The organism is Micromonospora sp. CCTCC AA 2012012 (assembly GCF_040499845.1).
GTDB lineage: Bacteria > Actinomycetota > Actinomycetes > Mycobacteriales > Micromonosporaceae > Micromonospora > Micromonospora mangrovi.
Genome location: NZ_CP159342.1, coordinates 6,212,703 through 6,226,140, shown reverse-complemented (window position 1 = coordinate 6,226,140; position 13,438 = coordinate 6,212,703). Strand labels below are relative to the sequence as shown.

Genomic DNA, 13,438 nt, shown 5'->3' with positions numbered 1-13,438 from the left:
AGCCGGGCAGCCGGGGCACCAGGGCGACGGCGGCCACCACGACGGCCAGCAGCACGGCCGTGACCGTCGCCGTACGGACCGGCACTCCCTCGACCAGATCGGTGTAGCCGGCCTGGACCAGCAGCGCCATCCCGCGCGCCGCGACCAGCACCCCGACCGCGAACGCGGCCACCGCCTCCACCGGCTCCGGCCGGTCCCACCAGCCCGGGCGTGCGCGTACCCGCTCGTCCATGGAATGCCTCCCCCGCGTCACGGACGCGGCAGATGCTGTCACAGGCCCGGCCCGGCCGCTGTCCCGTCGCGGACAGGGGGGCGCGCCGGTTATGCCGTGGAAGGCGGGTCACCGACTGCCTACGATCGGCAGATGACCGACACGGCGAGGACGGCCCGCACCGGCGTCCCCGAGCGTCCGACCCTGGACGGCCTCGAGGAGAGCTGGGCGCGCCGCTGGCAGGAGGACGGCACGTACGCGTTCGACCGGACGAAGGAGCGGTCGGACGTGTACGCCATCGACACGCCGCCGCCGACCGTATCGGGCGAGCTGCACATGGGACACGTCTTCTCGTACACGCACACCGACACGGTGGCCCGGTTCCAGCGGATGCGCGGCCGGACGGTCTTCTATCCGATGGGCTGGGACGACAACGGTCTGCCCACCGAACGCCGGGTGCAGAACGTCTACGCGGTGCGCTGCGACCCGACCCTGCCGTACGACCCGCGGTGGCAGCCGCCGGCCGGGCCGGTCACCGAGGCGGCCCGGAAGGATCCGACGGCCGTCTCCCGGCGCAACTTCGTCGAGCTGTGCGAACGCCTGACCGCCGAGGACGAGCAGGTCTTCGAGGCGCTCTGGCGGCGGCTCGGGCTCTCGGTGGACTGGTCGCTGACGTACACCACCATCGGGCGGGTGGCGCGGGCGACCAGCCAGCGGGCGTTCCTGCGCAACCTGGCCCGGGGCGAGGCGTACCAGGCGGAGGCGCCGACGCTCTGGGACGTCGGCTTCGCCACCGCCGTCGCCCAGGCGGAACTGGAGGACCGCGAGCGGCCCGGGGCGTACCACCGGCTGCGGTTCACCGGGCCCGGCGGGCGGGAGGTGCTGATCGACACCACCCGGCCGGAGCTGCTGCCGGCCTGCGTGGCGCTGGTCTGCCACCCCGACGACGAGCGCTACGCGGACCTGGTCGGCGCGTCCGTGCGTACCCCCGTGTTCGGGGTCGAGGTGCCGGTGCGCGCGCACCCGCTGGCGGACCCGGCCAAGGGCACGGGCATCGCGATGGTCTGCACCTTCGGCGACCTGACCGACGTGACCTGGTGGCGGGACCTGGAGCTGGCGACCCGGGTGGTGATCGGTCGGGACGGGCGGCTGCTGCCCGAGCCGCCGGCCGGCGTGCCCGCGCAGCCCTACGCGGCGCTGGCCGGGCAGACCGTCGCCGCTGCCCGCCGGACCCTGGTGGGCCTGCTGCGCGACGCGGGCGACCTGGTCGGCGAGCCCCGCGAGATCACCCATCCGGTGAAGTTCTACGAGCGGGGCGACCGGCCGCTGGAGATCGTGTCCACCCGGCAGTGGTACCTGCGCAACGGCGGCCGGGACGCCGACCTGCGCGCGGAGCTGCTGGCCCGGGGCGCCGAGCTGCGCTGGGTGCCGGAGCACATGCGACACCGGTACGACCACTGGGTGGGCGGCCTGACCGGCGACTGGCTGGTCAGTCGACAGCGCTTCTTCGGCGTGCCGGTGCCGGTGTGGTACCGGCTCGACGACGCTGGCGAGCCGGACTGGAGCCAGCCTCTCACACCGGACGAGTCGATGCTGCCGGTCGACCCGTCCAGCGACGCCCCGCCCGGTCACGACGAGTCGCAGCGCGGGGTGCCCGGCGGTTTCGTCGGTGACCCGGACGTGCTGGACACCTGGGCCACCTCGTCGCTGACCCCGCAGATCGTCGGCGGCTGGGAGACCGACCCGGACCTGTTCGGCCGGGTCTTCCCGATGGACCTCCGGCCACAGGGGCAGGAGATCATCCGGACCTGGCTCTTCGCCTCGGTGGTCCGCGCGCACCTGGAACACGGCGTGCTGCCCTGGCGGGACACCGTGCTCTCCGGCTGGATCCTCGACCCGGACCGGAAGAAGATGTCGAAGTCCAAGGGCAACGTGGTCACCCCGATGGGCCTGCTGGAGCAGCACGGCTCCGACGCCGTGCGGTACTGGGCGGCCAACGGGAAACCCGGCATGGACCTGGCCTTCGACCCGGCGCAGATCAAGGTCGGCCGGCGGCTCGCCACCAAGCTGCTCAACGCGTCGAAGTTCGCCCTCGGGCTGGGCGCCGCGGACGCGTTGCGCGCCCCGGCGACCACCCCGCTGGACACCGCCATGCTCGCCGAACTCACCGGCGTGGTCGGCACCGCGACGGCGGCCTTCGACGCGTACGACCACACGGCCGCGTTGCAGGCCACCGAGTCCTTCTTCTGGCGGTTCTGCGACGACTACATCGAGCTGGTGAAGGAACGCGCCTACGGCACCGGGGCGGGGGCCGACTCGGCCCGGGCGGCCCTCGCGACCGCGCTGTCGGTGCAGTTGCGGCTCTTCGCCCCGGTGCTGCCCTTCGTCACCGAGGAGATCTGGTCCTGGTGGCGGTACGGCTCGGTGCACCGGGCCACCTGGCCCACCACGTACGAGGTGGGGCGGGCCATCCAGGCACCCGGTGACCCGGAGCTGCTGCGGCTGGCCGCCGACGCGCTCGGCCAGGTGCGGCGAGCCAAGTCGGAACGGAAGCTGTCGATGAGGGCGGAGGTGCCGCTGGCCGAGGCGCTGGGCCCCGCCGCGCTGCTCGACCAGCTCACCTCGATCGCCGACGACGTCCGCGCCGCCGGCCGGATCGCCACCCTCGACCTGCTCCCCGACCGCACCCCGGAGCTCGTCATCGCCTGCGCCTTCTAGCCACGACGGGGAGGGCCCTCGGAGCCCTCCCCGTCGTCCCTCAGCTCGTCTCGCCGGCCACGCTGAACGAGCGGAGGCGGTCGATGGCCAACACGGTGAAGCCGACGCTGACCAGGGCGGTCAGCACCGCGGCGACCGGCACCGAGACGGTGGCCGACAGCAGCTCCGTCGGGGCCATCCGGTCGGCCAGGGCGATCACCCACTGCTGGATCGAGAGCACCTTCGTACCGCTGACGAAGCGGCCCAGCAGCCCCTCCCAGATCAGCACGTAGACCAGCCCGAGCAGGACCGGCCGCCGGGTGACCAGGCTCAGCGCCAGGAACAGCGCCGAGTACGCCAGCGCGCCCAGCGCGGACGCGGCGGCGAGCGCCAGGCCGAGTCGTACCGAATGGGCCAGCACGCCCGCGACGTAGATCGGCACGGCGACGGTGGCCGCGGTGACCCCGGTCGCCACCGCGAGCTTCGGCAGCACGATCTGCCAGCGCGGCAGCGGCTTGGTCAGGATGTGCACCACCGTGCCGTCGTCGATCTCGGCGCCCAGCACGCCGGTGCCCACGATCAGCGCGACCACCGGCAGCACCACGGCCAGGCCGAGGCCCACCACCACCGGCGGTGCCCACTGGCCGGGGTCGACGCCGAGCGAACGGGAGACGATCGCGAGCACCAGGAGCAGCGCCGGCAGCGGGAGCAGCAGCAGGAACCGCCGCCGGCCGAAGAGGCCGCGCACGGTGATCCAGGAAACGGTCGACATCTCAGGCCCCCACCAGATAGGAGAAGACGCTCTCCAGGGATTCGTCCTCGGGCGTCAGCGCGCGGACCCGGATGCCCCGGGCCAGCGCGATCTTCGGCAGTGCCCGGGTGAAGGCGCCGTAGTCGCCGGCCCGGACGGTCAGCCCGTCGCGGCCCAGCTCGACCCCGGTCACCGACTCCTCGGCGATCAGCGCGACCGCCAGGGCCCGGTCGTCGGTGGAGCGGACCGCGAAGACGTGCGGCCGGTTGGTCATCAGTCGCCGGATGGTCCGGAAGTCGCCGGAGGCGGCCAGCCGACCGGCGACCATCACCTGCACCGTGCCGGAGACCTGCTCGACCTCCTCCAGGATGTGCGAGCTGAACAGGATGGTCCGGCCGGCGTCGCCGAGGGAGTGCAGCAGGGCCATCATGTGCAGCCGCTGCCGCGGGTCCATCCCGTTGAAGGGTTCGTCGAGCAGCAGCACCTGCGGGTCGTGGACCAGCGCCGCGGCGACGCGGGTGCGCTGCCGCATGCCCTTGGAGTACGTGCCGATCCGGCGTTCCTGCGCCCCCTCCAGCTCGACCAGCGCGATGGCCCGCCGGGCCGCCGCCTCGGGGTCGGGCAGCCGGTGCAGCTTCGCGCTGGCCAGCACGAACTCGTACGCGGTGAGGAAGCTGTGCACCGCCTCCCGCTCGCTGACCAGGCCGAGCCGCCGGTAGACGGCCGGGTTGCGCCAGGTGGGCTCGCCGTCGAGGGTGACGCCGCCCCGGGAGGGGGCGAGGAAGCCGGCCATCATGTGCAGCAGCGTGGTCTTGCCGGCGCCGTTCGGGCCGAGCAGGCCGGTCACGCCGGGGCCGAGCCGCATGGTGACGTCGTTGACCGCCACGACGTTGCCGTACCAGCGGGAGACGCCGGCGAGGTCGAGGGTGCTGGTGGTCGCGGTCGGGGTGGTCGCCGCAGGGCCGGCGCTGATCGTGGTCATCGGGCGGCCACCTTCCGGTATCGCAGCAGCAGCAGGGTGACGCAGCCGGCGACGAGCAGCACGGCGGCGAGGACGTAGACCGGACCGAAGCCGCCGATCAGGCGGTTCGCCTCCCCGGCAGGGGCCAGCAGGTCACCGAGGGTGTAGAGGCCGACGCCCTGGACCAGGGTGGACGGCGAGGCGAGCAGGGCCAGCTCGTTGACCGCCCGGGACGGCATGATCGACAGCGTGCCGACGATCGGGGTGGTCATCAGGAAGGCCGCCACGATCCCACCGGCGGCGAACGCCCGCTTGCCGGTGAGCGAGGCGATCAGCAGCCCGACGGAGGCGAAGACCACCGCCCAGAGCGCCGCGTAGAGCAGGCCGGGGAGCAGGTCCAGCAGCTCGTTCCAGACCCCGTGCATCCCGTCGTCGGTGGTGAACGCCGCGCCGAGGAACATCACCAGCTGCGGCGCACCGAGCAGCAGCCACAGCGCGGTCACCAGGCTCAGCAGCTTGGCCAGGGCGTAGTCGCCGCGCGCCAGCGGCCGGGAGAAGTAGAGCGGCAGCACCCCGCTGCGCAGGTCGCGGGAGACCAGCTCCGGCCCGACCACCGCGACGAAGAAGATGACCAGCCAGCTCATCGAGTCGGCGAACTGGGCGTACGTCATGACGGCCCGGCCGAGCTGGCTGCGCACCGCGGTCAGCCCGGCGGCGGTGACCACCACGATGCCGACGACCAGCCAGGGGAAGATCTTCGCCTTGGCGGTACGCCCCAGCCCGAACGCGGTGCGCAGCCCGTGCCCGTAGAGGGCGCCGAAGACCTGCCGGCGACCCAGCCGTGGCCCGGTGTAGCGCTGGTAGCCGATGTCGTGGATGACGCCGGTCGACTCAGACATGGCTGGGCTCCCTCACGGCGAAGAGTTCGGCCACCCGGTGCCGGCGCTGGTCCAGCCGGTGCAGCGGCAGGTCCAGCTCGGCGACCGCGCCGAGGATCAGGTCGTACGTGGCGTCGTCGGCGAGCGGGACGAGCAGCAGCCGACCGTCCCGGGACACCGGCAGGTCGAGCGCGGCGAGCCGGGCGGCCAGCTCGTCGGTGCCCTCACTGACCTCGACGGCGAGCACGTCGGTGGCGGAGGTCATCGCGGAGATGTGGTCGGCGCGCAGCAGTCGCCCGCCGTCGATGGCGATCAGCGTGTCGCAGATCCGCTCCACCTCGCCGAGCAGGTGCGAGCAGACCAGCACGGAGATGCCGAACTCGGTGCCGATGCGGTGGATCAGCGCGAGCATCGCGTCCCGGCCGGCCGGGTCGAGGCCGTTGGTCGGCTCGTCGAGCAGCAGCAGGTCCGGGTCGTGCACGAGCGCCTGGGCGAGCTTGACCCGCTGCTTCATGCCGGTGGAGTAGCCGCCGACCGGGCGGTAGCGCTCCTCGTAGAGGCCCACGTGGCGCAGCGCCTCGGAGGCGCGTTCCCGGGCCACCGTGCGGGGCAGGCCGCTGATCCGCCCCAGGTGGGTGACCAGCTCGGCGGCGGAGAGGTCGGGCGGCAGGGCGTCGTGCTCGGGCATGTAGCCGATCCGGGCGCGGACCGCCGCCGGATCGCTGGTCGGGTCGAGGCCGAGCACGGAGACCCGGCCGCTGGTCGGTGGGAGCAGGCCGAGCAGGATCTTGATCAACGTGGACTTGCCGGCGCCGTTCGCGCCGACCAGGCCGATGATCCCCGGCTCGACCGACACCGTGAGGTCGGCGAGTGCGGTGACCCGACCCCCGTACGTCTTGGTCAGCGACTCGGTCGCGATCAGTGTCACGCCCACCAGCGTAGGAAGGTCGCGCTCGGACGGGCATCGGGAAACGCTCGGGGATCCCCCTGATTCCGCCCCGAGCACCGAGCACCGGCGGGCGGTAAGGGTTCCGTAAGCGGCGCGGGGTGACCGGGCGGGCCGGTGAGCGGAAGACTCGACCCATGCGAACCCGACTGCCGCACAAGCCGCTGACCTGGGTCGTGGTCGCCGTCGTCGGCGCCGGGGCCGCGTTCGGGCTGTTCTGGTTCCAGCCCTGGAAGCTGGTCACCGACACCGAGGTGCACGAGCAGCTCACCGCGATCGAGTCGGTGGCGCCCGCCCCGCTGCCGTCCGGAGCGCCGTCCGCGACCAGCGCGCCGGCCGGTCCCACCCTGGTCGGTCGGGGCGACTTCGTCGCCCACGAGCACGACACCACCGGCAGCGCGCGACTCGTCCGGCGCGCCGACGGCCGGTTCCGGCTGGAACTGGTCGGGCTGGTCACCTCCAACGGTCCGGATCTTCAGGTCTGGCTGACCGACCAGCCGGTGCGCACCGGTCCGTCCGGGTGGAAGGTCTTCGACGACGGCCGCCGGGTCGAGCTGGGCCCGCTCAAGGGCAACCGCGGCGACCAGGCGTACGACCTTCCCGCCGGCACCGACGTCACCGGCCTGACCAGCGTGGCGATCTGGTGCGAACGGTTCGCGGTGTCGTTCGGGGCCGCCCCGCTGGACCCGACCGGTTGAGCCCGACGGCACCGGCGGCGAACGCCCGGTGGCCGGGAGGTGGAGTGGCGCTCTCGACCGATCGGCGGTGGGCTGCGAAACTGTGGGCCGGCCGGTGAGTTGGGGGTTCGATGAACAACGGGTGGGTGCTGCCCGAGGATGTCTTGCGGGACGCGCCGGCATACGCGCCCCGCACCGGTGAACTGGCCGATCTGGAGTTGCTGCTGACCGGGGCGTACGCCCCGCTGACCGGCTTCATGACCCGCGCCGACCTCACCGCGCTGAGCCGGCGCGGCCGGTTGGCGGACGGCACGTCGTGGCCGGTGCCGGTGACCCTCCAGGTGCCGGCGGCGCTCGCCGACGGCCTCGACCCGGACGATCCGGCGCGTCGGGCCCTGGTGCTGACCGACGGCGAGGGCGCCCCGGTCGCGGCCATGGACGTGACCGACCGCTGGCCGGTACGCGAGGGCGTGGTCGGGCTCGGTGGGCCGGTCCGCCGGCTCGGCGACGGTGGGCACGGGCCGTTCCAGCGGCTGCGGCGCAGCCCGGACGACGTCCGCGGGCTGCTGCCCCCGGGCCGGGTGCTCGGCGTCTTCGCCGACCGTCCGCTGCACCGGCCGCAGCTCGCGCAGATCGCGCACGCCGCCCGGACGCTCGGCGCGCACCTGCTGGTGATGATCCCGGTTGGCGAGGACGGGGTCGACGGGCTGCCCGCGGAGGCGCTGGTCCGCAGCGTCTTCGCCGCCCGCGACCGGATGCCCCCGGCGACCCTGGTGGCGGTGCCGCTGGTCCGTCGCCGCGACGAGATCAGCGACGCGCTGCTGCGGGCCCGGATCGCCGCCGCGTACGGGGTGACCCATCTACTCTCCACCACCGACGTCCTCTCCGGCGCGGGCCTGCGGGTGCTGGTGCCCCGCGAGCTGGCCTACGACAACCGGGACGGGCAGTGGCGCTGGCGGGAGGACATCCCGCCGCGCAACCGCCGGCTGGCGCTGAGCCAGGCGGAGATCGACGACCTGCTGGACCGGGGCTTCCCGCTGCCCGAGTGGCACACCCCGCCGGCGGTGGCGAAGGAGCTGGCCCGGGCCCGTCCGCCGCGCCGGCACCGGGGCCTGGTGGTCTTCCTGACCGGCCTCTCCGGGTCCGGCAAGTCGACCATCGCCCGCGGTCTGGCCGACGCGCTGCGCGAGGGCGGCGACCGGACGATCACCCTGCTGGACGGGGACGTGGTGCGCCGGGAGCTCTCCGCCGGGCTGACCTTCAGCAAGGCCGACCGGGATCTCAACGTGCGCCGGATCGGCTGGGTGGCCGCCGAGATCGCCCGGCACCGGGGGGTGGGCATCTGCTGCCCGATCGCCCCGTACGCGGCCGCCCGGGCGACCGCCCGGGAGATGGCCCACGCCGCCGGGGCGGGCTTCCTGCTGGTCCACGTCGCCACCCCGCTGGAGGTGTGCGAGCAGCGCGACCGCAAGGGCCTGTACGCGCGGGCCCGGGCCGGTCTGCTCACCGGGATGACCGGCATCGACGACCCGTACGAGGAGCCGACCGACGCTGATCTGGTGGTGGACACCACCGACATGACCATCGACGAGGCGGTCCAGCTCGTGGTGGGTCACCTGACCGAGACCGGCTGGGTGGAGCCTCGCCTCCAGTCCGCCTGATCCGCTCCGCCGCGACGCCGCCGCCCGGCCGGGTGGCGGCGTCGCCGTTTTCCCCCGCTGTTCCTTCCCCCGTGCCTTCCTGCGCGCTAGTGTTCATCTTTGTTGGAACACGTTCGACCTCGTGGGCACGTGGTCGCGGACTCCCGGGAGGTTCGGCGGATGCTGGCGCGACAGCGGCAGGCGGCCATCCTGGACCGGGTCCGCACCGAGGGCGGGGTGCGGGTGACCGAACTGGCCGCCGAGTTCGGCGTCTCCGACATGACCATCCGGCGCGACCTGGAGACGCTGCACGAGCAGGGCCTGCTGGCAAAGGTGCACGGCGGGGCGACCCTCGCCGGCCCCGGCTCCACCGACGAGCCGGGCTTCCGGGCCAAGTCGGTGCGACAGTCCGCGGAGAAGGCGGCGATCGCGGCCCGCGCGGCCCAACTGGTCCGCCCCGGCGCGGCGATCGCCCTCTCGGCCGGCACCACCACCGCCGAGCTGGCCCGCCGGCTGGTCGACGTGCCCGGCCTGACCGTGGTGACCAACTCCCTGCCGGTCGCCGAGATCCTGCACGTCGGGGGCGGCCCGGACCAGACCGTGGTGCTCACCGGCGGCGTCCGCACACCGTCCGACGCGCTGGTCGGGCCGCTGGCCGTCGCGGCCATCGACGCCCTCCACCTGGACGTGCTCTTCCTCGGCGTGCACGGGATCAGCGAGCGCGCCGGCTTCACCACGCCGAACCTGATGGAGGCGGACACCGACCGGGCGCTGGTGGCGGCGGCCGACCGGCTGGTGGTGCTCGCCGACCACACCAAGTGGGGCACGGTGGGGATCTCCTCCATCGTTCCCCTGGCCGCCGCGGACGTGCTCGTCACGGACGACCAGTTGGCACCGGACGCACGGCGGGTACTCGACGAGAAGGTGGGCGAACTGGTGGTCGTGTCCGGCACCGGGCGGGCCACGGAGGAGGCGGAGTGAAGCGTACGCAGATCGAGCTGGCCGACGGCCGCGAGCTGATCTACTTCGACGAGCGGGACGACGCGGTCCGCGACCAGCCGGACCGGCGGGAGCTGCCCCCGCCCCCGCCCGCGTCGCAGCTGCGCCACGACCCGCTCACCGACGAGTGGGTGGCGGTCGCCGTGCACCGGCAGACCCGCACCTTCCTGCCGCCGGCCGACCAGTGCCCGCTCTGCCCGTCCCGCGACGGTCGGCACAGCGAGATCCCCGCCCCCGACTACGACGTCGCCGTCTTCGAGAACCGCTTCCCGTCGCTGAGCCAGCGGGTCGCCGAGGAACCGGCCGAGATCACCCCGTTCACCCCGGTCCGGCCCGGCCGTGGCCGCTGCGAGGTGGTCTGCTTCACCGACGACCACAACGCCTCGTTCGCGGCCCTGCCGCCGCGCCGGGTGCGGACCGTGCTCGACGCGCTCGCCGACCGGACCAGCGCGCTGAGCGAGCTGCCCGGGGTGGAGCAGGTCTTCCCGTTCGAGAACCGGGGCGTGGAGATCGGCGTGACCCTGCACCACCCGCACGGCCAGATCTACGCGTACCCGTTCGTCACGCCCCGGACCCGGTCGATGCTCGCCGCCGCCCGCCGGCACGCCGACCGGACCGGCGGCAACCTCTACGCCGACGTGCTCGCCGCGGAGCGCGCCGCCGGGGAGCGCGTGGTCGCGAGCAACGAGCACTGGACGGCGTACGTCCCGGCGGCCGCCCGCTGGCCGTTCGAGGTGCACGTCGCCCCGCACCGGCCGGTGCCGGACATCCCCGCGCTGGACGACGCCGAGCGGGACGCCTTCGGGCCGCTCTACCTGGACGTGCTGCGCCGCTTCGACGGGCTCTTCGACCTGCCCATGCCGTACATCGCCGCCTGGCACCAGGCGCCGGTGCGGATCGACCGCGAGCTGGGGCACCTGCACCTGCAGCTGTTCACCGTCCGGCGGGCCAAGGACAAGCTGAAGTACCTGGCCGGCTCGGAGTCGGGGATGGGCGTCTTCATCAACGACATCGCCCCCGAGCGCGCCGCCGAACTCCTGCGCGCCGCCTGACCACAGCGGCGCCCGGTCGGGACGTCCCGGACAGGGCGCGGGGGGCCCGGGACAGGGCCCCCCGCAGGGAAGGGACGGCTGGCTGTGTGCGACAGCCGGGAAGGCTGGCTGATCGGCACTCGTGCCGCGAGGCGACCGCGGTCAACCTTCCTGGACGCGACTGGCATCACGTCCACCCTGCTCAACGACCCGCCCCGGCCCGGGTGACGCGCCCACCCCACGGGCCACCCCACCGGCGCGGAGACGACGGAGCCCGCCGGCGGGTGCCGGCGGGCTCGGTCGGGTGACGCGGTACGGAATCAGGCGTTGATCCGGCGAGCCAGGTTCTCGTCGAGCGCGTTCATGAACTCGTCGGTGGTCAGCCACGGGGCGTCCCGCGAGATGAGCAGCGCGAGGTCCTTGGTCATCTGGCCGCCCTCGACGGTGTCGACGATGACCTGCTCCAGGGTGTTGGCGAACTCGGTGACCGCCGGGGTGCCGTCCAGCTTGCCCCGGTGGGCCAGGCCCCGGGTCCAGGCGTAGATCGAGGCGATCGGGTTGGTCGAGGTCTTCTCGCCCTTCTGCCACTGCCGGTAGTGCCGGGTGACGGTGCCGTGCGCGGCCTCCGCCTCGACGGTACGGCCGTCCGGGGAGAGCAGGACCGACGTCATCAGGCCGAGCGAGCCGAAGCCCTGCGCGACGGTGTCGGACTGCACGTCACCGTCGTAGTTCTTGCAGGCCCAGACGTAGCCGCCCTCCCACTTGAGCGCGGCGGCGACCATGTCGTCGATGAGCCGGTGCTCGTAGGTGATGCCGGCGGCGGCGAAGTCGGCCTTGAACTCGGCCTCGAAGACCTCGGCGAAGAGGTCCTTGAACCGGCCGTCGTACGCCTTGAGGATGGTGTTCTTGGTGGACAGGTAGACCGGGTACTTACGGTCCAGCCCGTACCGGAACGAGGCGCGGGCGAAGTCCCGGATCGACTCGTCGTAGTTGTACATGCCCATGGCGATGCCGCCGCCGGGGAAGTTGGCGACCTCCATCTCCATCGGGGCGCCGCCGTCGGCCGGGGTGTAGGTGATGGTCACCTTGCCCGGGCCGGGGACGACGAAGTCGGTGGCCTTGTACTGGTCACCGTGGGCGTGCCGGCCGATGACGATCGGCTTGGTCCAGCCGGGGACGAGCCGCGGCACGTTGGACATGATGATCGGCTCGCGGAACACGACGCCGCCGAGGATGTTGCGGATGGTGCCGTTCGGCGACCGCCACATCTTCTTCAGGCCGAACTCCTCGACGCGGGCCTCGTCGGGGGTGATGGTGGCGCACTTGACGCCGACGCCGTGCTCCTTGATGGCGTTGGCGGCGTCGACGGTGACCTGGTCGTCGGTCGCGTCGCGGTTCTCGATCGACAGGTCGTAGTAGTGCAGGTCGACGTCGAGGTAGGGCAGGATCAGCTGCTCCCGGATCTGCTTCCAGATGATCCGGGTCATCTCGTCGCCGTCGATCTCCACGACCGGGTTGTTTACCTTGATCTTCGCCATCGGCCGGCGCTCCTCTCGGGGGACACGTGCTCAAGCAGTACGAGCGTACTGGAAACGGGCCGGCACCCCCCAGTCGGCCTCGGTGGGTGGGAAACCCGGGCGACCGACCTGGGAATCACTGGCACCATCGTCCGATGCCACTGAGCCGCACCCTCGGGTCTATCACGGTCACCGCGCTCACCGACGGTGAGGGGCCGTTCTTCCAGCCCCGCGCGACGGCGTTCCCGGACGCCACGGACGCGCTCTGGCGGGAGGCGGACCGCCGGGATCCCGCCTCGGTCACCGCCGACGGGCGCTGGTGGCTGCCGTTCCGCAGCTTCGCCCTGCGTACCGGGGACGGGCCGGTCACCCTGGTCGACGCCGGGATCGGCCCGGCCGACTCCCTCGCCGCAGGCTGGGCACCGGTGCCGGGCCGGCTGCCGGACGAGCTGGCCGCCGCGGGCATCGACCCCGCCGACGTCCGCACCGTCGTCCTCACCCACCTGCACAGCGACCACATCGGCTGGGCGGTCACCGGAACTCCCGGCCGCCCCTGGTTCCCGAACGCCGACTACCTGGTGCAGCGGGCCGAGCTGGACGCGATGGAGTCGATCAACCCAGGGCTGCCGGCCGGCCTGGTCGCGCCGTTGCGCGCCGCCGGCCAGCTCCGGGTGGTCGACGGCGACACCGACCTCACCCCCGGCGTACGCGCCCTGAGCACCCCCGGCCACACCCCCGGCCACCAGTGCGTGCTGGTCGACGGCGGCGACGAACGCCTCCTGGTCACCGGCGACCTGCTGGTCCACGCGGTGCAGCTGCTCGACCCCACCCTCGCGTACGCCCACGAGATGGACCCCCTGGCGGCCCGCACCTCGCGCACCCACCTCCTGCACACCCTGGCCACCGGCCCCATCCCCACCCACCTGGCCACCCCCCACCTGAGCACCCCCTTCACCCCCCTCTAACCCTCCCCCTCCCCCTCCCCCGCACCCCGCCCGACCCTGTTGATCATGAAGTTAGCGTCAAAGATGATCTCCACATCGACACTAACTTCATGATCAACGAGGCGGGGCGAGGGTGGGGTGGAGGGAAGGCGGAAGGGCGGGCCGGCGGGAGCCGGCCCGCCCTTC

The 13,438-nt window shown here is 73.2% G+C and carries 11 protein-coding genes; 6 read left to right on the top strand and 5 right to left on the bottom strand.

The genetic code is table 11. The features are described 5' to 3' along the window. Nucleotides 1-364 precede the first annotated feature (364 nt). On the top strand, nt 365-2,929 hold the full coding sequence (gene valS, locus ABUL08_RS28245; RefSeq protein ID WP_350933070.1) for a valine--tRNA ligase: 2,565 nt from the start codon (nt 365-367) through the stop codon (nt 2,927-2,929). Nucleotides 2,930-2,969: 40 nt separating this feature from the next. On the opposite strand, the gene ABUL08_RS28240 is transcribed toward valS, so the two are convergent. The 4 genes from ABUL08_RS28240 to ABUL08_RS28225 are packed head-to-tail and all read right to left on the bottom strand — an operon-like array spanning nt 2,970 to nt 6,426. Then, nucleotides 2,970-3,680 (bottom strand): ABC transporter permease, encoded by a 711-nt coding sequence (locus tag ABUL08_RS28240; protein WP_350933069.1) that lies wholly within the window; start codon nt 3,678-3,680, stop codon nt 2,970-2,972. A 1-nt stretch (nt 3,681) separates the two neighbouring features. Then, nucleotides 3,682-4,641: an ABC transporter ATP-binding protein gene (locus tag ABUL08_RS28235; RefSeq protein WP_350933068.1), complete on the bottom strand. Its 960-nt coding sequence runs from the start codon at nt 4,639-4,641 to the stop codon at nt 3,682-3,684. After that, a complete protein-coding gene (locus ABUL08_RS28230) occupies nt 4,638-5,519 on the bottom strand; it encodes an ABC transporter permease (RefSeq protein WP_350933067.1) in 882 nt (293 codons plus the stop codon). Before ABUL08_RS28230 ends, ABUL08_RS28235 begins: the two co-directional genes overlap by 4 nt. Continuing rightward, nucleotides 5,512-6,426, bottom strand: coding sequence for an ABC transporter ATP-binding protein (locus ABUL08_RS28225; protein WP_350933066.1), 915 nt, complete (start codon nt 6,424-6,426; stop codon nt 5,512-5,514). Before ABUL08_RS28225 ends, ABUL08_RS28230 begins: the two co-directional genes overlap by 8 nt. Nucleotides 6,427-6,581: 155 nt before the next feature. Here ABUL08_RS28225 and ABUL08_RS28220 point away from each other — a divergent pair, with 155 nt between their 5' ends. The 4 genes from ABUL08_RS28220 (at nt 6,582) to galT (ending at nt 10,812) form a co-directional block, all read left to right on the top strand. Further along, the gene (locus ABUL08_RS28220) at nt 6,582-7,142 is read left to right on the top strand and encodes a DM13 domain-containing protein (RefSeq protein WP_350933065.1); all 561 of its coding nucleotides are present in this window, start codon (nt 6,582-6,584) and stop codon (nt 7,140-7,142) included. 110 nt (nt 7,143-7,252) lie between these two features. Next, nucleotides 7,253-8,782 (top strand): adenylyl-sulfate kinase, encoded by a 1,530-nt coding sequence (cysC, locus tag ABUL08_RS28215; RefSeq protein WP_350933064.1) that lies wholly within the window; start codon nt 7,253-7,255, stop codon nt 8,780-8,782. Between the two features lie 159 nt (nt 8,783-8,941). Next, complete coding sequence (locus tag ABUL08_RS28210; protein ID WP_350933063.1) at nt 8,942-9,742, top strand: DeoR/GlpR family DNA-binding transcription regulator; 801 nt, start codon at nt 8,942-8,944, stop codon at nt 9,740-9,742. Further along, nucleotides 9,739-10,812 carry a galactose-1-phosphate uridylyltransferase gene (gene galT, locus ABUL08_RS28205; RefSeq protein ID WP_350933062.1) on the top strand — a complete coding sequence of 358 codons (1,074 nt, stop codon included), beginning with the start codon at nt 9,739-9,741 and terminating at the stop codon, nt 10,810-10,812. The genes ABUL08_RS28210 and galT overlap by 4 nt, the downstream gene beginning before the upstream one ends. Nucleotides 10,813-11,111: 299 nt before the next feature. Here the strand turns inward: galT and ABUL08_RS28200 are convergent, their stop codons facing one another. Further along, nucleotides 11,112-12,329 (bottom strand): NADP-dependent isocitrate dehydrogenase, encoded by a 1,218-nt coding sequence (locus ABUL08_RS28200; RefSeq protein ID WP_350933061.1) that lies wholly within the window; start codon nt 12,327-12,329, stop codon nt 11,112-11,114. 134 nt (nt 12,330-12,463) lie between these two features. On the opposite strand from ABUL08_RS28200, the gene ABUL08_RS28195 reads away from it, so the two are divergent. Then, nucleotides 12,464-13,273, top strand: a complete 810-nt coding sequence (locus ABUL08_RS28195) for an MBL fold metallo-hydrolase (protein WP_350933060.1) — start codon at nt 12,464-12,466, stop codon at nt 13,271-13,273. Nucleotides 13,274-13,438: the final 165 nt, after the last annotated feature.